Genomic DNA, 19,807 nt, shown 5'->3' on the forward strand with positions numbered 1-19,807 from the left:
AGATGTGTAAGAGACACCCTTGCGTACCCCGCCCGTTGCCCGCGGAGCCGCCAGAACCGCGCTGAGCGCCCTTGCCGCGACCCCCCTTGGCGGAGGCGCCGCCCCCGGCTGCGGACGTTCCGGATTCCCCGGCGCCCGGCGCCTCGGTGTCCGGCTTGATCGCCTTCAGCTGCGTCGTGTGCGAGTCACGCGGGTCACTGCCCCCCGCCGCACCCCCCGCGACGGGGGAGTCGGCGGCGGAGCCACGACCGCCGCCGTCCTTCTCTGGCCTGGAAGACCCGGAAGACCCGGAAGTACCGGATGTACCGGCAGGTCCGGTGGACGTACCGGCGCCCGTGGCTCCGCTCACGATGACTCTCTCCTCGGTGCTACTCGGCCGAGGGCCCGTCGCCCTCGTCCGTGCCGGCCGCTGCGGTGGGCTCGGCGTCGAGGTCGCCCTCGACCTCCTCCGCCTCGCGCCCCGCCTCGGCGTTACGGGCGATGCCGACGACGGCATCGCGCTTGCCCAGGTTGATCAGTTGGACGCCCATGGTGTCACGGCCCGTCTCCCTGACCTCGTTGACTCGCGTACGAATCACACCGCCGCCGAGCGTGATGGCGAGGATCTCGTCGGTCTCCTCGACCACCAGCGCACCGACGAGCGAACCCCGGTCCTCGACGATCTTGGCGGCCTTGATTCCGAGGCCCCCACGCCCTTGGACGCGATATTCGTCGACATTGGTTCGCTTCGCGTACCCACCGTCTGTCGCGGTGAACACGAACGTACCGGGTCGCACGACATTCATCGAGAGCAGCTCGTCGCCCTCGCGGAAGCTCATGCCCTTCACACCCGAGGTCGCGCGGCCCATGGGACGCAGGGTGTCGTCGGTGGCGGTGAACCGGATCGACTGCGCCTTCTTGCTGATCAGGAGCAGATCGTCGTCCGAGGAGACCAGCTCAGCGCCGATCAGTTCGTCGTCCGAACCGTCCTCCCGCTCGCGCAGGTTGATCGCGATGACCCCGCCGGAGCGCGGCGAATCGTAATCCTTCAGAGGCGTCTTCTTCACCAGACCCGCCTTCGTGGCGAGCACCAGGTGCGGCGCGGCCTCGTAGTCGCGGATGGCGAGGATCTCGGCGATCGCCTCGTCCGGCTGGAAGGCGAGAAGGTTCGCGACGTGCTGCCCGCGCGCGTCCCGCCCGGCGTCCGGGAGCTCGTACGCCTTGGCGCGGTACACGCGGCCCTTGTTCGTGAAGAACAGCAGCCAGTGGTGGGTGGTGGAGACGAAGAAGTGGTCGACGATGTCGTCTTCCTTGAGCTTCGTGCCCCGTACGCCCTTGCCGCCGCGCTTCTGCGCCCGGTAGTCGTCCGTCTTGGTCCGCTTGACGTAGCCGCTGCGGGAGACGGTGACGACGATGTCCTCCTCGGCGATCAGGTCCTCGATGGACATGTCACCGTCGTAGGGCACCAGCATGGTCTTGCGGTCGTCGCCGTACTTCTCGACGATCGCGGCCAGCTCCTCGCTGACGATGCCGCGCTGGCGGGTCGGCGAGGCGAGGATCTCGTTGTACTCGGTGATCTTCACCTGGAGCTCGTCGTGCTCCTGGATGATCTTCTGCCGCTCCAGGGCCGCGAGGCGGCGCAGCTGCATCTCCAGGATCGCGTTGGCCTGGATCTCGTCGATCGTGAGCAGGTCCATCAGGCCCGTGCGCGCGATGTCGACGGTCTCGCTGCGCCGGATCAGCGCGATGACCTCGTCGATCGCGTCGAGCGCCTTGAGCAGACCGCGCAGGATGTGCGCCCGCTCCTCGGCCTTGCGCAGCCGGAAGTTCGTCCGGCGGACGATGACCTCGATCTGGTGGGTCACCCAGTGCCGGATGAACGCGTCCAGCGAGAGGGTGCGCGGCACGCCGTCGACGAGCGCCAGCATGTTGGCGCCGAAGTTCGTCTGGAGGTCGGTGTGCTTGTAGAGGTTGTTGAGGACGACCTTGGCGACCGCGTCCCGCTTGAGGACGATGACGAGGCGCCGGCCGGTGCGCGACGACGACTCGTCACGGACGTCCGCGATGCCGCCGATCCTGCCGTCCTTGACGAGGTCGGCGATCTTCTGCGCGAGGTTGTCCGGGTTGACCTGGTAGGGCAGCTCGGTGACGACCAGGCACTGGCGGTTCTGGATCTCCTCGACCTCGACGACCGCGCGCATCGTGATGGAGCCGCGCCCGGTGCGGTACGCCTCCTCGATGCCCTTGCGGCCGACCACCAGGGCGCCGGTGGGGAAGTCGGGGCCCTTGATGCGCTCGATCAGCGCGTCCAGCAGCTCCTCGTGCGAGGCTTCCGGGTGCTCCAGGCACCACTGGGCGCCGGCCGCGACCTCGCGCAGGTTGTGCGAGGGGATGTTGGTGGCCATGCCGACCGCGATGCCCGCCGAGCCGTTGATCAGCAGGTTCGGGAAGCGGGCCGGCAGGACGGTCGGCTCCTGGGAGCGGCCGTCGTAGTTGTCCGTGAAGTCGACGGTCTCCTCGTCGATGTCGCGGACCATCTCCATGGACAGCGGCATCATCTTGCACTCGGTGTACCGCATGGCGGCGGCCGGGTCGTTGCCCGGGGAACCGAAGTTGCCGTTGGAGTCCACGAGCGGCATCCGCATCGACCACGGCTGCGCGAGGCGCACCAGCGCGTCGTAGATCGAGGAGTCGCCGTGCGGGTGGTAGTTGCCCATGACGTCGCCGACGACGCGGGCGCACTTGTAGAAGCCCTTCTCGGGCCGGTAGCCGCCGTCGTACATGGCGTACAGGACACGGCGGTGGACGGGCTTGAGGCCGTCACGGACGTCGGGCAGCGCGCGGGACACGATGACGGACATCGCGTAGTCCAGGTAGGAGCGCTGCATCTCCGTCTCGAGCCCGACGGGCTCGATGCGGACGGTACCGTCCTCAGGCGTCTGAGGGGTGTTCTCGTCGGTCATTGCTGGTGAAGATCCCTTCTGTCGCGGTCAGCTGAGACCGACTCAGATGTCGAGGAAGCGGACGTCCTTGGCGTTGCGCTGGATGAACGCGCGGCGGGCCTCGACGTCCTCGCCCATGAGGACCGAGAACAGGTCGTCGGCCTGGGCGGCGTCGTCGAGGGTGACCTGGCCGAGGACGCGCAGGTCCTGGTCCATGGTCGTGACGCGCAGCTCCTCGGCGTTCATCTCGCCGAGACCCTTGAAGCGCTGGATGGAGTCCTCGCGCACGCGCTTGCCGCGCTGGCGGCCCATCTCCAGGAGGGCGTCGCGCTCGCGGTCGGAGTAGGCGTACTCGATGTCCTCGCGGCCCCACTTGATCTTGTACAGCGGGGGGCGGGACAGGAAGACGTGCCCGGCCTCGACCAGGGGCCGCATGAAGCGGAACAGGAAGGTCAGCAGCAGGGTGTTGATGTGCTGGCCGTCGACGTCGGCGTCCGCCATCAGGATGATCTTGTGATAGCGGAGCTTCGCGATGTCGAAGTCCTCGTGCACGCCGGTGCCGAACGCGGAGATCAGCGCCTGGATCTCCTGGTTCTGGAGGATCTTGTCGATCCTCGCCTTCTCGACGTTCAGGATCTTGCCGCGGATCGGGAGGATCGCCTGGTACTGCGGGTCGCGGCCCGACTTCGCGGAGCCGCCGGCGGAGTCACCCTCGACGATGAAGATCTCGCACTTGGTGGGGTCGTTCGACTGGCAGTCGGAGAGCTTGCCCGGCAGCGACGCCGACTCCAGCAGGCCCTTGCGGCGCGTCAGGTCGCGCGCCTTGCGGGCGGCGACGCGCGCGGTGGCCGCCTGAATGCCCTTGCGGACGATGTCCGCGGCCTCCACCGGGTTGCGGTCCAGCCAGTCGTTGAGGTGCTCGTAGACCGCCTTCTGCACGAAGGTCTTGGCCTCCGTGTTGCCCAGCTTGGTCTTGGTCTGGCCCTCGAACTGCGGCTCGCTCAGCTTCACCGAGATGATCGCCGTCAGACCCTCGCGGATGTCGTCGCCCGTGAGGTTGTCGTCCTTCTCGCGCAGCAGCTTCTTGTCGCGCGCGTACTTGTTGATCAGGTTGGTGAGCGCCGAGCGGAAGCCCTCTTCGTGGGTGCCGCCCTCGTGCGTGTGGATGATGTTGGCGAAGGAGTAGACGCCCTCGCTGTAGCCGCTGTTCCACTGCATGGCGACTTCGAGGGAGAGGCTCTTGTCCTTGTCCTCCGCCTCCAGGTCGATGACCGTGGGGTGGACCACGTCGCCCTTGCGGGAGTTGAGGTACTTCACGAAGTCGACGATGCCGCCCTCGTAGTGGTACGTGACGGTCTTGACCTCGTCCTTCTCGTCCGCACCCGCCTCGTCCGCCCCGGCCGTCGCCTTCGCCGACTCGCGCTCGTCGGTGAGCTTGATCGTCAGGCCCTTGTTGAGGAACGCCATCTCCTGGAAGCGCCGCGAGAGCGTCTCGAAGGAGTAGACGGTCGTCTCGAAGATGTCCGGGTCCGCCCAGAACGTGACCGACGTGCCCGTCTCCGCGACGGCCTCGTGCTTGGCCAGCGGGGCCGTCGGCGCGCCGAGCTTGTAGTCCTGCGTCCAGCGGTGGCCGTCCGTGCGGATCTCGACGGCGACCTTCGACGACAGGGCGTTCACGACCGAGACGCCGACGCCGTGCAGACCGCCGGAGACCGCGTAGCCGCCGCCTCCGAACTTGCCGCCCGCGTGCAGCACCGTCAGCACGACCTCGACGGCCGGCTTGCCCTCGGACGGCACGATGCCGACCGGGATGCCGCGGCCGTTGTCGACGACCCGGACCCCGCCGTCGGGCAGGATCGTGACGTCGATGGTGTCCGCGTGACCGGCCAGGGCCTCGTCGACGGAGTTGTCCACGACCTCGTACACGAGGTGGTGCAGACCGCGCTCACCGGTCGAGCCGATGTACATACCGGGCCGCTTGCGGACCGCGTCCAGCCCTTCGAGGACGGTGATGGCGCTGGCGTCGTACGAGGCGGTGACCTCGCCGTTCGCGCCCGCGCCGGTGGACGGGATGTTCTCGTTGGGGTTGCCGGAATCGGCCACGAAGCGCCCTTTCTGGCACAGCACGAGCCAGACTCCTCGGCAGGTTGCCGGAGCGGCTGCGGCATGTTGCGTTGGTAAGCCTTGATCAGCGTTGCTCAGCGGGTCCCGGGCGGTCCCCACGTTGGGGGCGGGATTGGCTTCCAGTCTACCGGTAGCACCGACAGTGATGGGGGTTTGCCGGTACCTGAGTCCGCATGTGCCGCCCTCAACCCGCCTCTCACGACTCCCGATATACGGGCGGGGGCTCCAAGAGGCTCACAGCGGCACTCAGCGCTTCCGGCTGTCAACCCTTGGCTACCGGCGAGTCAGGTCGCGATTCACCCCCGCATACATCGCCTACAGCCTTGCGCGACAAGCGTTTTGGGTACGCCGGAAGGGGGCCCCGAACGGGTACGGCGAACCGCGCCGCGAGCACCTCAGGCGTACGGGGACGATGTCCCGTGTAAAGACAGCGTGAGGTATGTCACCTATAGGGGTCACCGGAACGGCTGCTGCCCGGGACCCGCAACGGGCCGTACCGCCGGACCTGACCGCCGGGGTTGAGCACCTTGATCAGCCGGACCGTGCCATGTCCCAGGTCCTCGTTCAGCCGGGCGACCAGCGCCGGGGCGAGCCGGCGCACCTCGGTGGCCCAGGCCGGCGACTCGCACTCCACCACCAGGACCCGCTCGTCCTCGTCGTACCGCTGGGGGGTGCAGTGGCTGGCGAGCTTCTCGCCGACGATCTCCGGCCAGCGGCCCATCACCCCGCCCACCGCGGCCGGCGCCTCCCAACCGCGCTCGGTCAGCAGCCGGTTGATCGCGGCACCCAGCGCCAGGGGGTCGCGTCCGTCCGCACGGGCGCCGGAGCGCAAGCCCGCTCCGCGCATCCCCTGCTTCTTCTGGCGCGCCGCGTCCCCTCGCGCGCGCGCCTGCTCACGCGCCGCCTTGAGCGCCACGCGCGCGAGGTCGACACCGGAGGGTTCCGCGGGGGCGGGCTGCGCGGCGGGCTGCGAGATGCCGGGGCGTGAAGCCGGTTCGCCGGGAACTTCGCGTGCGTCCCGTTCGTCCGTACTCATACCCGCTCCACCTGACCGTCCGACACCGAGAACCGCGTCCCGACGAGCACGCCCGGCACGTCGTCGTCCACCGCGGCCGTCACCAGCACCTGCTCGCCGGGGGCCACCAGCTCCGCCAGGCGTTCGCGGCGCCGGGCGTCCAGCTCGGCGAAGACGTCGTCGAGGACGAGCACCGGCTCGTTGCCCTCGGCGCGCAGCAGGTCGTAGGAGGCCAGGCGCAGGGCGAGGGCGTACGACCAGGACTCGCCGTGCGAGGCGTACCCCTTCGCGGGGAGCTGGCCGAGCTTGAGAAGGAGGTCGTCGCGGTGGGGGCCGACGAGGGTGACGCCCCGTTCGATCTCCTGCTTGCGGGCCTCCGCGAGGGCGGCCATCAGCTGCTCGTACAGCTCCTCGCGGGTGTGCGCCTCGCCGGGCGCGGACGGCTTGTACTCCAGGGCGATGGGGCCGCCGCCGGGGGCGAGCTGCTCGTAGGCCTTGTCCGCGAGCGGCTGGAGGGTGGCGACCAGGTCGAGGCGCTGGGCGAGGAGTTCGGCGCCCGCGCGGGCCAGGTGCTGGTCCCAGACGTCCAGGGTGGAGAGGTCCATGGTCCGGCCGCCGTGCCTGCGCGCGAGGGCCGCCGACTTGAGGAGCGTGTTGCGCTGCTTCAGGACGCGCTCGTAGTCGGAGCGGACGCCGGCCATCCTCGGGGAGCGGGCCGTGACCAGCTCGTCCAGGAAGCGGCGGCGCTCGCCGGGGTCGCCCTTGACGAGCGCGAGGTCCTCCGGCGCGAACAGCACCGTGCGCAGGATGCCGAGGACGTCCCGGGGGCGGACCTGGCTCGACCGGTTGACGCGCGCGCGGTTCGACCTGCCGGAGTTCAGCTCCAGCTCGACCAGCTGCTGCCGCTCGCCCTGCCTGACCTGCGCGCGGATGATCGCCCGCTCGGCGCCCATCCGGACCAGGGGCGCGTCCGAGGCGACGCGGTGGCTGCCGAGGGTCGCGAGATAGCCGACCGCCTCGACGAGGTTCGTCTTGCCCTGTCCGTTGGGGCCCACGAACGCGGTGACGCCCGGGTCGAGCGGGACCTCGGCCCGGGCGTACGAACGGAAGTCGGCCAGCGACAGATGCGTGACGTGCATGGCCGACCTCTCCGACGGGGTGGTGCTGGGAGTGTTACTTGGACTCGACGGCGTGCCCGCCGAACTGGTTGCGCAGCGCCGAGATCATCTTCATCTGCGGCGAGTCGTCCTGCCGGGACGAGAACCGCGCGAACAGCGACGCCGTGATCGCCGGAAGCGGCACCGCCTGGTCGATGGCGGCCTCGACCGTCCACCGCCCCTCGCCGGAGTCCTCGGCGTACCCGCGCAGCTTGTCGAGGTGCTCGTCCTCGTCGAGGGCGTTGACCGCGAGGTCGAGGAGCCAGGAGCGGATGACGGTCCCTTCCTGCCAGGACCGGAAGACCTCGCGGACGTCGGTGACGGAGTCGACCTTCTCCAGCAGCTCCCAGCCCTCGGCGTACGCCTGCATCATGGCGTACTCGATGCCGTTGTGGACCATCTTGGAGAAGTGCCCGGCGCCGACCTTGCCCGCGTGGACGTACCCGTACGGCCCTTCGGGCTTCAGGGCGTCGAAGACCGGCTGGACCTTCGCGATGTGCTCGGCGTCGCCGCCGTACATCAGCGCGTAGCCGTTGGTGAGGCCCCAGACGCCGCCGGAGACGCCCGCAGTCGACGAAGCCGATGCCCTTGGCGCCCAGCTCCTCGGCGTGCTTCTCGTCCTCGGTCCAGCGGGAGTTGCCGCCGTCGACGACGGTGTCACCGGCCTCCAGGAGGTCGCTCAGCTCGTCCACGACGGACTGCGTGGGGCCGCCGGCCGGGACCATCACCCAGACCACGCGCGGCGCTTCGAGCTTCTCCACCAGCTCCGACAGGCTCGCCACGTCGGAGAGTTCGGGGTTGCGGTCGTACCCGACGACGGTGTGGCCCGCGCGGCGGATGCGCTCGCGCATGTTGCCGCCCATCTTGCCGAGACCGATCAGTCCGAGCTGCATGGCTACTTCACATCCTTGAGTTCACGGTAGGCGGCGACGAGCGCGGCCGTGGAGGCGTCGAGTCCGGGCACGTCCGCACCCGAGGTGAGGGCCGGCTCCACGCGCTTGGCGAGGACCTTGCCCAACTCCACGCCCCACTGGTCGAAGGAGTCGATGTTCCAGATCGCGCCCTGGACGAACACCTTGTGCTCGTACAGCGCGATGAGCTGACCCAGCACGGACGGCGACAGCTCACCGGCGAGGATCGTCGTCGTGGGGTGGTTCCCCTGGAACGTGCGGTGCGCGACCTGCTCCTCCGGGACGCCCTCCGCACGGACCTCGTCGGCCGTCTTGCCGAACGCCAGCGCCTGCCCCTGCGCGAACAGGTTGGCCATCAACAGGTCGTGCTGCGCCTTGAGTTCGTCGCTCAGCTCACCGACCGGGCGCGCGAACCCGAGCAGGTCGGCCGGGATCAGCTTCGTGCCCTGGTGGATCAACTGGTAGTACGCGTGCTGCCCGTTGGTGCCGGGCGTGCCCCACACCACGGGACCGGTCTGCCAGGACACCGAACGGCCCTCGCGGTCCACGGACTTGCCGTTGGACTCCATGTCCAGCTGCTGCAAGTAGGCGGTGAACTTGGAGAGATAGTGCGAGTACGGCAGCACCGCGTGCGACTGCGCGCCCAGCACGTTCCCGTACCAGACCCCCAACAGGCCCAGGATCAGCGGCGCGTTGGCCTCGGCGGGCGCCGTCCGGAAGTGCTCGTCGACCAGGTGGAACCCGTCGAGCATCTCCCGGAACCCGTCCGGACCGATCGCGATCATCAGCGAGAGCCCGATCGCGGAGTCGTACGAGTAGCGCCCGCCGACCCAGTCCCAGAACTCGAACATGTTCGCCGTGTCGATCCCGAAGTCCGCGACCTTCTCGGCGTTCGTCGACAGCGCGACAAAGTGCTTGGCGACCGCCTTCTCGTCGCCGTCCAGGCCCCTGAGCAGCCAGGATCGCGCCGAGGTGGCGTTGGTGATGGTCTCGATCGTGGTGAACGTCTTCGAGGCGACGATGAACAGCGTCTCCTCGGGGTCGAGGTCCCGCACGGCCTCGTGCAGGTCGGAGCCGTCCACGTTGGACACGAACCGGAAGGTCAAGTCCCGTGCGGTGAACGCCCGCAGCGCCTCGTACGCCATCGCCGGACCGAGGTCCGAGCCACCGATCCCGATGTTGACGACGTTGCGGATCCGCTTGCCGGTGTGCCCGACCCACTCGCCCGACCGCACCTGCCCGGCGAACGCGGCCATCTTGTCGAGCACCGCGTGCACGGCCGGTACGACGTTCTCCCCGTCGACCTCGATCACCGCGTCGCGCGGCGCCCGCAGCGCGGTGTGCAGCACCGCCCGCTGCTCCGTGATGTTGATCTTCTCGCCCCGGAACATCGCGTCCCGCAGCCCGAACACGTCGGTGGCGGTGGCGAGTTCACGCAGCAGCGTCAGCGTCTCGTCGGTGACGAGGTGCTTCGAGTAGTCGATCCGCAGATCGCCGACCCGGACGACGTACCGCTCCGCGCGTGCGGGGTCGGCGGCGAACAGCTCACGCAGCCCGGTCCGCTCCGAGGAATGCGCCAACAGCGCTTCCCACTCGGGCCGTTCGGTGAGCAGAGGTGTCTCAGACATGTGCGGGGATCTCCTTGGTGCCCTCGCCGCGCAGGGCGACGGCGTACATCTCGTCCGCGTCGAGGCGACGCAGTTCCTCGGCGATGAGTTCGGAGGTGGTGCGCACCTTCAGCGCGAGGGTGCGGGACGGCTGGCCCGGCAGCGACAGCGTCGCGAGGGGGCCTTCGGGGCGGTCGATGACGACCTCGCCGTCGGCGGTGCCGAGCCGGACGGCCGTGACGACCGGCCCCGCGGTGACCACGCGGTCGATCGTGACCTTGAGGCGCGCCTCCAGCCAGCGCGCGAGCAGCTCGGCGGCCGGGTTGTCGGCCTCGGCCTCGACGGCGCCGGAGACGATCGGCACCCGGGCCTGGTCGAGGGCCGCCGCCAGCATCGAGCGCCACGGCGTGAGCCGGGTCCAGGCGAGGTCGGTGTCGCCGGGGGCGTACGACTTCACGCGGGTGGACAGCGTCTGGAGGGGGTTCTCGACGGCGTACAGATCGGTGATCCTGCGCTGCGCGAGCGCGCCCAGCGGGTCCTTCGAGGGGTTGTCGGGGGCGTCGACCGGCCACCAGACGACGACCGGCGCGTCCGGCAGCAGCAGCGGCAGGACCACCGAGTCGGCGTGGTCGGACACCTCGCCGTAGGTGCGCAGCACGACGGTCTCGCCGGCGCCTGCCTCGGAGCCGACCCGGACCTCGGCGTCGAGCCGGGACTGGGTGCGCTCGCGCGGGGTGCGGGCCTGGCGCTTGATGACGACCAGGGTGCGCGAGGGGTGCTCGTGCGAGGCCTCCTCGGCCGCCTTGATCGCGTCGTAGGCGTTCTCTTCGTCCGTGACGATGACCATCGTCAGGACCATTCCCACGGCGGGGGTGCCGATGGCGCGGCGACCCTGCACCAGCGCCTTGTTGATCTTGCTTGCCGTGGTGTCGGTGAGGTCGATCTTCATGGCCTGCGCCAGCTCCGTCCGTCTCGTGCGAGCATCTCGTCGGCTTCCTGGGGGCCCCAGCTGCCGGAGGCGTACTGGGCGGGCTTCCCGTGCGTCGCCCAGTGGTCCTCGATCGGGTCGAGGATCTTCCAGGACTCTTCCACTTCCTGGTGGCGGGGGAAGAGGTTGGCGTCCCCGAGCAGCACGTCCAGGATGAGCCGTTCGTACGCCTCGGGGCTGGACTCCGTGAAGGATTCGCCGTACGCGAAGTCCATCGTGACGTCCCGGATCTCCATCGAGGTACCCGGGACCTTCGACCCGAACCGTACCGTCATGCCCTCGTCGGGCTGGACCCGGATGACGATCGCGTTGGAACCCAGCTCCTCCGTGGCGGTGGAGTCGAACGGCGAGTGCGGGGCCGTCTGGAAGACGACCGCGATCTCGGTGACGCGGCGGCCCAGGCGCTTTCCGGTGCGCAGGTAGAACGGGACCCCGGCCCAGCGGCGGTTGTCGACGTTCAGCTTGATCGCGGCGTACGTGTCGGTCGTCGAGGCCGGGTCGATGCCGTCCTCCTGGAGGTAGCCGCTGACCTTCTCGCCGCCCTGCCAGCCCTCGGCGTACTGGCCGCGCACGGTGTGCTCGCCGATGTTCTCCGGGAGCTTCACCGCCTTGAGGACCTTCAGCTTCTCGGTGAGCAGCGACGCCGCGTCGAACGCGGCCGGCTCCTCCATCGCGGTCAGCGCCATCAGCTGGAGCAGGTGGTTCTGGATGACGTCACGGGCCGAGCCGATGCCGTCGTAGTACCCGGCGCGCCCGCCGATGCCGATGTCCTCGGCCATCGTGATCTGCACGTGGTCGACGTACGACCGGTTCCAGATCGGCTCGAACATCTGGTTCGCGAACCGCAGCGCCAGGATGTTCTGGACGGTCTCCTTGCCCAGGTAGTGGTCGATCCGGAAGACCTGGTCCGGGTCGAACACGTCGTGCACGATCCGGTTCAGCTCCTCGGCCGACGCCAGGTCGTGCCCGAACGGCTTCTCGATGACCGCCCGCCGCCAGGAACCCTCCGGCGGGGTCGCCAGGCCGTGCTTCTTCAGCTGCTGGACGACCTCGGGGAAGAACTTCGGCGGTACGGAGAGGTAGAAGGCGTAGTTGCCGCTCGTACCGCGCGCCGCGTCCAGCTCGTCGACGGTCTGCCGCAGCTGCTTGAACGCGGTGTCGTCGTCGAAGGCCCCGGGGATGAACCGCATGCCCTCCGCGAGCTGCTGCCACACCTCCTCGCGGAACGGCGTACGCGCGTGCTCGCGCACCGAGTCGTGCACGACCTGCGCGAAGTCCTGGTCCTCCCAGTCCCGGCGGGCGAACCCGACGAGCGAGAAGCCCGGCGGGAGCATCCCGCGGTTGGCGAGGTCGTAGACGGCCGGCATCAGCTTCTTGCGCGACAGGTCACCCGTCACCCCGAAGATCACCAGCCCCGACGGGCCCGCGATCCGCGGCAGCCGCCGGTCCCGGGGGTCCCGCAGCGGGTTCTCCCAGTCGGCCGGGTCCACGGCCGTACCGCTGACAGTGTCTACGGCGTTCATTCCGCGCCCACTCCCTTGCTCTTCATCGACTTCTCGACCGCGCTCAGCAGGTCCTCCCACGCGACCGCGAACTTGGCGACACCCTCCTGCTCCAGACGGGTGACCACCTCGTCGTACGACACACCCAGCGCCGCCACCGCGTCCAGGTCCGCGCGGGCCTGCTCGTACCCGCCCGTGACCGTGTCACCGGTGACGACCCCGTGGTCGGCGACCGCGTCCAGTGTGGCCTGCGGCATGGTGTTGACCGTGCCGGGCGCGACCAGCTCGTCCACGTACAGGGTGTCCTTGTAAGCAGGATCCTTCACGCCGGTCGAAGCCCACAGCGGACGCTGGCGGTGCGCGCCCGCGCTCTGAAGGGCCGCGAACCGCTCGGAGGCGAAGACCTTCTCGTACGCCTCGTAGGCCAGCCGCGCGTTCGCCAGCGCCGCCTTGCCCTTGAGAGCGAGGGCCTCTTCGGTGCCCAGCGCGGTGAGCTGCTGGTCGATGTCGGAGTCGACGCGGGAGACGAAGAAGGAGGCCACCGAGTGGATCGTCGACAGGTCGAGACCGGCCGCGCGCGCCTTCTCCAGACCGGCGAGGTAGGCGTCCATGACCTCGGCGTACCGCTCCAGGGAGAAGATCAGCGTCACGTTCACGCTGATCCCGAGGCCCACGACCTCCGTGATCGCCGGGAGGCCCGCCTTCGTCGCCGGGATCTTGATCATCACGTTCGGCCGGTCCACCAGCCAGAACAACTGCTTCGCCTCGGCGACGGTCGCCGCCGTCTCGTGCGCCAGACGCGGGTCCACCTCGATCGAGACCCGGCCGTCCCGCCCGCCGCTCGCCTCGTACACCGGCCGCAGCACGTCCGCCGCGTCCCGTACGTCCGCCGTCGTCATCATCCGTACGGCCTCGTCGACCGTGACACCGCGTACGGCGAGGTCGGTGAGCTGCTCCTCGTAGCCCTCGCCTGAGCCGATCGCGGCCTGGAAGATCGAGGGGTTGGTGGTGACGCCGACGACGTGCTGCGTGGCGATCAGTTCGGCGAGGTTGCCGGAGACCAGACGCTTGCGCGAGAGGTCGTCCAGCCAGATGGAGACGCCCTCAAGGCTCAGGCGTTCCAGGGGTGTTGCGGTCACTTCGATCATCTTCTTTCTGGCGTTCCGATCAACCACGCGCGGCGGCAAGGGATTCCCTCGCAGCAGCGGCGACGTTCTCTGCGGTGAAGCCGAACTCGGCGAACAGGGTCTTCGCGTCGGCGGAGGCACCGAACTGCTCCAGCGACACGATGCGTCCGGCGTCGCCGACGTACCGGTACCACGTCAGGCCGATGCCCGCCTCCACGGCGACACGCGCCTTGACCTCGGCGGGGAGCACGGCCTGCCGGTACTCCGGGGTCTGCTCCTCGAACCACTCCACCGACGGCATCGACACCACGCGCGTCGGCGTGCCCTCGGCCTCCAGCAACTCCCTTGCCGCGACGGCGAGTTGGACCTCGGAACCGGTCGCGATCAGGACGACCTCCGGGGTGCCGCTCGCCTCGGCGAGGACGTAACCGCCCTTCGCCGCATCGGGGTTGGGCGCGTAGGTCGGAACTCCCTGGCGGGTCAGGGCCAGTCCGTGCGGGGCCGGGTGCGTGGAGTGGCGCTTGAGGATCTCCGCCCAGGCGATCGCCGTCTCGTTCGCGTCGGCGGGGCGGACGACGTTCAGGCCCGGGATCGCGCGCAGCGAGGCCAGGTGCTCGACCGGCTGGTGGGTCGGGCCGTCCTCGCCGAGGCCCACCGAGTCGTGCGTCCACACGTACGTCACCGGGAGCTGCATCAGCGCGGACATGCGGACCGCGTTGCGCATGTAGTCGGAGAAGACCAGGAAAGTGCCGCCGTAGATACGGGTGTTGCCGTGCAGGGCGATGCCGTTCATCTCGGCGGCCATCGAGAACTCGCGGATGCCGAAGTGCACGGTCCGGCCGTACGGGTCGGCCTCCGGGAGCGGGTTGCCCTTCGGGAGGAACGAACTCGCCTTGTCGATGGTCGTGTTGTTCGAGCCCGCCAAGTCGGCGGAGCCGCCCCAGAGTTCGGGGACGACCGGGCCCAGCGCCTGGAGGACCTTGCCGGAGGCGGCGCGCGTCGCCACCGACGTGCCCTCCTCGAACACCGGCAGCGCGTCCTGCCAGCCCTCGGGGAGCTGGCCCGCCACGACACGGTCGAACAGGGCCGCGCGCTCCGGGAGCCGGGTACGCCACTCCGCGATCCGCTTGTCCCACGCGGCGTGCTCCTCCGCGCCCCGGTCGAGGGCCCGGCGGCTGTGCGCGAGGACCTCGGGGGCCACCTCGAAGGACTGCTCCGGGTCGAAGCCGAGCAGGCGCTTCGTCGCGGCGACCTCGTCGGCGCCGAGCGCGGAGCCGTGCGAGGCCTCCGTGTTACGGGCGTTGGGGGCGGGCCAGGCGATGATCGTGCGCAGGGCGATGATCGAGGGGCGGTCGGTCTCGGCCTGGGCCGCCTTCAGCGCCGAGTGCAGGGCGGCGACGTCCACGTCACCCTCGGCGGTGGGCGCGACGCGCTGCGTGTGCCAGCCGTACGCCTCGTACCGCTTCAGCACGTCCTCGGAGAACGCCGTCGCCGTGTCGCCCTCGATCGAGATGTGGTTGTCGTCGTAGACGAAGACGAGGTTGCCGAGCTTCTGGTGGCCGGCCAGCGAGGACGCCTCGGCGGAGACGCCCTCCTCCAGGTCGCCGTCCGAGACGATCGCCCAGATCGTGTGGTCGAAGGGCGAGGTGCCCTCGGGGGCCTCGGGGTCGAAGAGGCCGCGCTCGTAGCGGGCCGCCATCGCCATGCCGACCGCGTTCGCCACGCCCTGGCCGAGCGGGCCCGTCGTGGTCTCCACGCCCGCCGTGTGGCCGTACTCCGGGTGGCCCGGGGTCTTCGAGCCGTGCGTGCGGAACGCCTTCAGGTCGTCCAGTTCGAGTTCGTATCCGGCCAGGAAGAGCTGGGTGTAGAGGGTCAGCGAGGTGTGGCCCGGGGACAGCACGAAGCGGTCGCGGCCCGTCCACTCCGGGTCCGCCGGGTCGTGCCGCATCACCTTCTGAAAGATCGTGTACGCGACCGGGGCCAGGCTCATCGCCGTGCCCGGGTGGCCGTTGCCGACCTTCTGCACCGCGTCCGCCGCGAGCACGCGGGCGGTGTCCACGGCGCGGCGGTCGAGGTCGGTCCACTCCAGGGCCTTGGGTGTCTGCGCGCTCATCGTCAGAGATCCCTCTTCAAGAAGTCACTTGTGCGACCGGTAACACGGTCGTTACGCGTCCAAAACTAAAAGTCGGACTTTTACTGCGGAAGGGCTGTGTGTGTCAGCCTGTGGTGAAAGTGGGACACGGAGATCACGAACGAGGCGGCGCGAGCGGGACATGGCGGACAGAACCATCCAAGGTGGCGAGGGTGACGGGCCGGTGGCCGGCATCCGAACGTTCCCCTTCCCCACCGATCTCAGCGTCGCCGGGGTGGGCATGCAGGTCGGGCCCATGAACGCCGGGCGCGCCTGGCACGCCGCCGAGGCCCGCCTCGACCGGGTCCACCGCATCGACTTCCACGTCGTCCTGCTGTTCGACGACGGGCCGGTGCGGCACATGGTCGACTTCACCGAGTACGAGGCGCACGCCGGGGACATCCTGTGGATCCGGCCCGGACAGGTCCACCGCTTCTCCCGCGTCCCCGACTACCGGGGGACCGTCCTCGCGATGCAGCCGGGGTTCCTGCCCCGCGCGACCGTCGAGGCGACGGGCCTCTACCGCTACGACCTCCCGCCCTTGCTGCACCCCGACGCGGAGCGGCTCGCCGCACTGCGGGGCTCCCTGTCGCATCTCCGCCGCGAGTACGAGGACGCCGAGACGCTGCCTTTGAGCCTCCATACGGCTGTGCTGCGCCACTCCCTGACCGCGTTCCTCCTGCGGCTCGCCCACCTCGCGGCCACCAGCTCCGCCGAGGCGGAACGCCGGATGGACACGACGTTCACCCTCTTCCGCGACGCCGTCGAACGGGACTTCGCGACCAACCACAGCGTCAGCGCGTACGCCGACGCCCTCGGCTACTCCCGGCGCACCCTCGTCCGCGCCGTCCGCGCCGCGACCGGTGAGACCCCCAAGGGGTTCATCGACAAGCGGGTCATCCTGGAGGCGAAGCGCCTCCTGGCCCACACGGACCTCCCCATCGGCCGCGTCGGCGCCGCCGTCGGCTTCCCCGACCCCGCCAACTTCTCGAAGTTCTTCCACCAGCACACGGACACGACACCGGCGGCGTTCCGGGCGGAGCTGCGTTAGCGGGAGCCGGGCACACGGAGACGGGTGCCTTCCGCCGGGGGAGGGGCGGACTCGGCTGGTTCCGCGAGGGGTTGGAGACGCCGCGGCGAAGTCGCGATGCGGGCCGAGCAACGAGTCGTCGTACCCCGGCACGGGGCGGCCTTCGGCGCCCGGCCGAGGCGGTCGGGGTTCCCCGGGGGATCTACCCCAGCAGGGGGAAAGATGCCTGCTGCCGCCACAGCGTCCCGTCGTTCACCAGCAAATCGACCGCAGAGATCCGCGCGACGACCGGAAGTCTGGTGAGGAGGTCGGCCTCCGCCTTCTCCACGACAGCCTCGTCCTGACTCTGGGCGACGGTCAGATGCGGGACGACGTCGTCGAACTGCCCGCCGAACGGCGGGTTCTCCGGCCATCGCTCGACGATCGCCTCGGTGAGGCGCCTGAAGTGGGTGTCCGGTTCGGGGGCGAGGTAGAGCACTCCGGGAAACCGGCCACAGCGATCGAAGAGGGCCGAGAAGGGCTGATGCCGGCCGAGCACCTCGCCGATCGCGGAGCGGACACCCCGGTCGATCCGGTCCGCGTCGAGAAACGGGAAGAGCACGGTCACATGGGCGGGAACGCCGGCACGGGCCGAGGGGTCGAGTCGGTCGCGCCACGCCCGTACGGCGGGCTCCGCCTCCGGGATCCTCACGATCAGCGCCGACTGTCCTGCGCGTTTTGGCTCGTCGTCTGTCACTGGGGCTTTCCTTTGCGGCTGGGACCGGTCACTCCGTCGACTCCAGGATGCGGTCCAGGGTTCGGCGGCCCAGTTCGCTCATCGGTGGGTTGGTTTCGGTGTAGTACCAGACGAGGCCCATGGCCTGTTGGAAGGCCCAGGCCTTGCCGCGTTCCCAGTCCAGGTCGTCGCAGGAGAGGGTGGAGCGGAGGACTTTTCGGGGGCCTGGGCGGAGGAGGTGCCAGGCGCTGACCAGGTCCAGGGCGGGGTCGGCGGGGGCGTAGCCGCCGGTGTCCAGGATGCCGGTGAGGCGGTTGGCTGTGACGAGGACGTTGCCGGGGATCAGGTCGCCGTGGGTCATGGTGTCGGGGGAGGTGCGGGGGAGGGAGCGGAAGTGGGACCAGAGGCGGCGTAGGCGGGGTACGTCGAGGAGGTCTTCGCTCTCCTTGAAGCACCGTTCCATCCAGGCGTCGTGGTCGGGGAGGTGGCCGCCTCGGTTGTCGCCGGTGAAGCGGCGGCCCCGGGTGTCGGCGGTTCGGAGGGTTCCGATGAACGCCGCGAGGTCCTCGGCGAAGGCGTTCGAGTCGCTGGGGTCGGCGTCGGAGGCGATCGTTCCCGGGAGCCAGGTCTGGATCGACCAGGGCATGGGGTAACCGGCGCCGGGTCTGCCGAGGGCGATGGGTTCGGGGACGGGGATGCTGGAGACCTGTGCCAGTTCGGCGCTGGCCCGGGATTCCCGTTCCAGGGTCGCCCGCGCCTCGGCGGCGTCCGTGAGGCGGAGCGGGAAGCGTGCGGAGAGGCCGGTTCCGATGCGGAAGATGGCGTTGACCGTGCCGGTCGACGGCAGGGGGCGGATCGACTCGTCACCCCACTGCGGGAACTGTTCCCGGATCAGGGCCGCGACGGTCTCGGTGGTCACGTCCACCTGGTCATCGTGCATGGTCATGCGCGCGGGGCCTCCGGATCGACTGGGACGACAGCCAGTATTCATCCGCCAGGGTCCGGATCAACCGAGATTTTCCGCCGCGCGGGAGCCGGAGCCGGGGGTGTCCGGCCGGGACTCGCGCCGACCGGACACCCCCCTACTGCCTCACCTGACCACGAACTTCACCGAGCCGAAGCGATCGGGAGCCTGCTGGCCCGGCTCCATGAAGGTCACGGTCGCCTCGGCCCGGCAGTCCGGACCCCGGTACAGGATGGCGAGCCGGTCGGTGTGGTTGGCCGCATGGTTCGCTTCGGCCGACGTGTTGTAGCACCGCCCGTCCTCGGGGTCGGGCAGCTCGGACCCCGGCGGCCACCCCCCGTTCGCGTAGTAGTAGGCGAAGGTGCCTCGCGCCGCCTGCGCGGGTGTCGTGAACACGGTGCACAGAGCGACGGCGGCCACGGCCACGGCCAGCGTCTTGCGGAGGTACTTCAATGAACTCGCTCCTTCGGCGGGACGTCCTGCGGAGGGCCAGTGTGTTCGCCGGGACACGCCCGCAGGACGCCTGTCACCCGAACGGCCGAGGAGGAAACGTTCCCCCCTCACCCACCCGAGTGGCCGGCCCGGGTCCGGATCTCCTCGTTGCCAAACGACGGGCCCTGTCATACCGTCGCGCCACGCGAAGCGGGGAGTCTCCCCGCTTTCGTTCCCGGTCTGTGAGGAGCAGCGGCCATGCCCGTCGACAGCGAAACAGTCCTGGTCACCGGAGCCACCGGCCAACAAGGCGGGGCCACGGCTCGCGCACTTCTGGCCGCCGGAACACCTGTCCGCGCGCTCGTACGCGATCCGCGATCCGAGCCCGCCCGGGAGATCGGCGCGCTGGGCGCCGAGCTCGTGCGAGCGGACCTGTCCGACCGGTCCTCCCTCGGCCCGGCGGTCGAGGGGGTCCGCGCGGTGTTCTCCGTGCAGATGCCGCCGATGACCGGGAGCAGCGTGGACTTCGCGGGCGAACTCGCCCAGGCCGCCAACCTGGTGGACGCGGCGAAGGCCGCCGGGGTACGGCAGTTCGTGCAGTCCTCGACCAGCGGAGTCGGCGCGCACACCCAGGCCCTCGGCTGGGCCGAAGGCCGCTGGGCGGCGATGGCCGACTACTTCGGCACCAAGCAGGCGATCATGGAGGCGGTGCGGGGTGCGGGCTTCACCCGCTGGACGGTGATCAAGCCCGCCTTCTTCATGGAGAACCTGCCCCTGCTGGCGCCCAGGGGCCCCCGTGGCGGGCTGCTGACCGTACTGAAACCGGATACCGAACTGGCCCTGGTGGCCGTGCGGGACATCGGCACGGCCGCGGCGCACGCCCTCCGGGACCCCGACCGTTTCCACCGGGTGGAACTGGAACTGGCCGGTGACCTGCGCACGATGGAACAGATCGCGCAGACCCTGTCCGCCGCCTGGGGCGTGCCCGTGACCGCGCCCTCCATGAGCCTGGAAGAGGCCCTCGCCGGGGGCATGCCGCCGTGGGGAGCCGGACACGAGTGGAACAACGCGGTCCTCCAGCCCGCCCGGCCCGAGTACGCCCAGGAGCTGGACATCCCGCTCACCACCTTCACCGAGTGGGCGGACGAGCGGCTGACACCCGTGTCCGGCTAGCCAAATCCTG

Annotated in this window: 14 protein-coding genes and 1 pseudogene; 2 read left to right on the plus strand and 13 right to left on the minus strand. The window is 69.9% G+C overall.

Features of this window, described 5'->3' with window-relative positions; translation table 11 throughout:
• Positions 1-368: 368 nt before the first annotated feature.
• From gyrA to tkt, 10 genes and pseudogenes are all read right to left on the minus strand, one after another.
• Positions 369-2,942 (minus strand): DNA gyrase subunit A, encoded by a 2,574-nt coding sequence (gene gyrA, locus AOK24_RS23770; RefSeq protein ID WP_055722102.1) that lies wholly within the window; start codon positions 2,940-2,942, stop codon positions 369-371.
• Between the two features lie 42 nt (positions 2,943-2,984).
• Positions 2,985-5,048 carry a DNA topoisomerase (ATP-hydrolyzing) subunit B gene (gyrB, locus tag AOK24_RS23775; RefSeq protein ID WP_055722103.1) on the minus strand — a complete coding sequence of 688 codons (2,064 nt, stop codon included), beginning with the start codon at positions 5,046-5,048 and terminating at the stop codon, positions 2,985-2,987.
• 439 nt (positions 5,049-5,487) lie between these two features.
• Complete coding sequence (locus AOK24_RS23780) at positions 5,488-6,081, minus strand: DciA family protein (protein WP_079056961.1); 594 nt, start codon at positions 6,079-6,081, stop codon at positions 5,488-5,490.
• Positions 6,078-7,199 carry a DNA replication/repair protein RecF gene (gene recF / locus AOK24_RS23785; RefSeq protein WP_055722104.1) on the minus strand — a complete coding sequence of 374 codons (1,122 nt, stop codon included), beginning with the start codon at positions 7,197-7,199 and terminating at the stop codon, positions 6,078-6,080. Before recF ends, AOK24_RS23780 begins: the two co-directional genes overlap by 4 nt.
• Positions 7,200-7,233: 34 nt before the next feature.
• A pseudogene (gnd, locus tag AOK24_RS23790) lies at positions 7,234-8,110 on the minus strand (phosphogluconate dehydrogenase (NAD(+)-dependent, decarboxylating)).
• A gap of 2 nt (positions 8,111-8,112) precedes the next feature.
• Positions 8,113-9,756, minus strand: coding sequence for a glucose-6-phosphate isomerase (gene pgi / locus AOK24_RS23795; RefSeq protein ID WP_055722105.1), 1,644 nt, complete (start codon positions 9,754-9,756; stop codon positions 8,113-8,115).
• Entirely contained in the window at positions 9,749-10,684 is a 936-nt protein-coding gene (opcA, locus tag AOK24_RS23800; protein ID WP_055722106.1) for a glucose-6-phosphate dehydrogenase assembly protein OpcA, read from the minus strand. Before opcA ends, pgi begins: the two co-directional genes overlap by 8 nt.
• Entirely contained in the window at positions 10,681-12,246 is a 1,566-nt protein-coding gene (gene zwf / locus AOK24_RS23805; protein ID WP_055722107.1) for a glucose-6-phosphate dehydrogenase, read from the minus strand. Before zwf ends, opcA begins: the two co-directional genes overlap by 4 nt.
• Positions 12,243-13,373, minus strand: coding sequence for a transaldolase (tal, locus tag AOK24_RS23810; protein ID WP_055722108.1), 1,131 nt, complete (start codon positions 13,371-13,373; stop codon positions 12,243-12,245). Before tal ends, zwf begins: the two co-directional genes overlap by 4 nt.
• A 19-nt stretch (positions 13,374-13,392) precedes the next feature.
• The gene (gene tkt / locus AOK24_RS23815; RefSeq protein ID WP_055722109.1) at positions 13,393-15,465 is read right to left on the minus strand and encodes a transketolase; all 2,073 of its coding nucleotides are present in this window, start codon (positions 15,463-15,465) and stop codon (positions 13,393-13,395) included.
• A gap of 160 nt (positions 15,466-15,625) precedes the next feature.
• On the opposite strand from tkt, the gene AOK24_RS23820 reads away from it, so the two are divergent.
• The gene (locus AOK24_RS23820; RefSeq protein WP_055722110.1) at positions 15,626-16,534 is read left to right on the plus strand and encodes a helix-turn-helix domain-containing protein; all 909 of its coding nucleotides are present in this window, start codon (positions 15,626-15,628) and stop codon (positions 16,532-16,534) included.
• 181 nt (positions 16,535-16,715) lie between these two features.
• Here AOK24_RS23820 and AOK24_RS23825 read toward each other — a convergent pair whose 3' ends face one another.
• The 3 genes from AOK24_RS23825 to AOK24_RS23835 form a co-directional block, all read right to left on the minus strand.
• Positions 16,716-17,249 (minus strand): 2'-5' RNA ligase family protein, encoded by a 534-nt coding sequence (locus tag AOK24_RS23825; protein ID WP_055722111.1) that lies wholly within the window; start codon positions 17,247-17,249, stop codon positions 16,716-16,718.
• 28 nt (positions 17,250-17,277) lie between these two features.
• Positions 17,278-18,174 (minus strand): aminoglycoside phosphotransferase family protein, encoded by an 897-nt coding sequence (locus AOK24_RS23830; RefSeq protein WP_055722112.1) that lies wholly within the window; start codon positions 18,172-18,174, stop codon positions 17,278-17,280.
• Between the two features lie 144 nt (positions 18,175-18,318).
• Entirely contained in the window at positions 18,319-18,645 is a 327-nt protein-coding gene (locus AOK24_RS23835; RefSeq protein WP_055722113.1) for a hypothetical protein, read from the minus strand.
• A gap of 237 nt (positions 18,646-18,882) precedes the next feature.
• Here AOK24_RS23835 and AOK24_RS23840 point away from each other — a divergent pair, with 237 nt between their 5' ends.
• On the plus strand, positions 18,883-19,797 hold the full coding sequence (locus AOK24_RS23840; protein ID WP_055722114.1) for an NmrA/HSCARG family protein: 915 nt from the start codon (positions 18,883-18,885) through the stop codon (positions 19,795-19,797).
• The last annotated feature ends 10 nt before the right edge of the window (positions 19,798-19,807 follow it).

Origin of the sequence: Streptomyces niveiscabiei, assembly GCF_001419795.1 — a bacterium.
Classification (GTDB): Bacteria; Actinomycetota; Actinomycetes; order Streptomycetales; family Streptomycetaceae; genus Streptomyces; species Streptomyces niveiscabiei.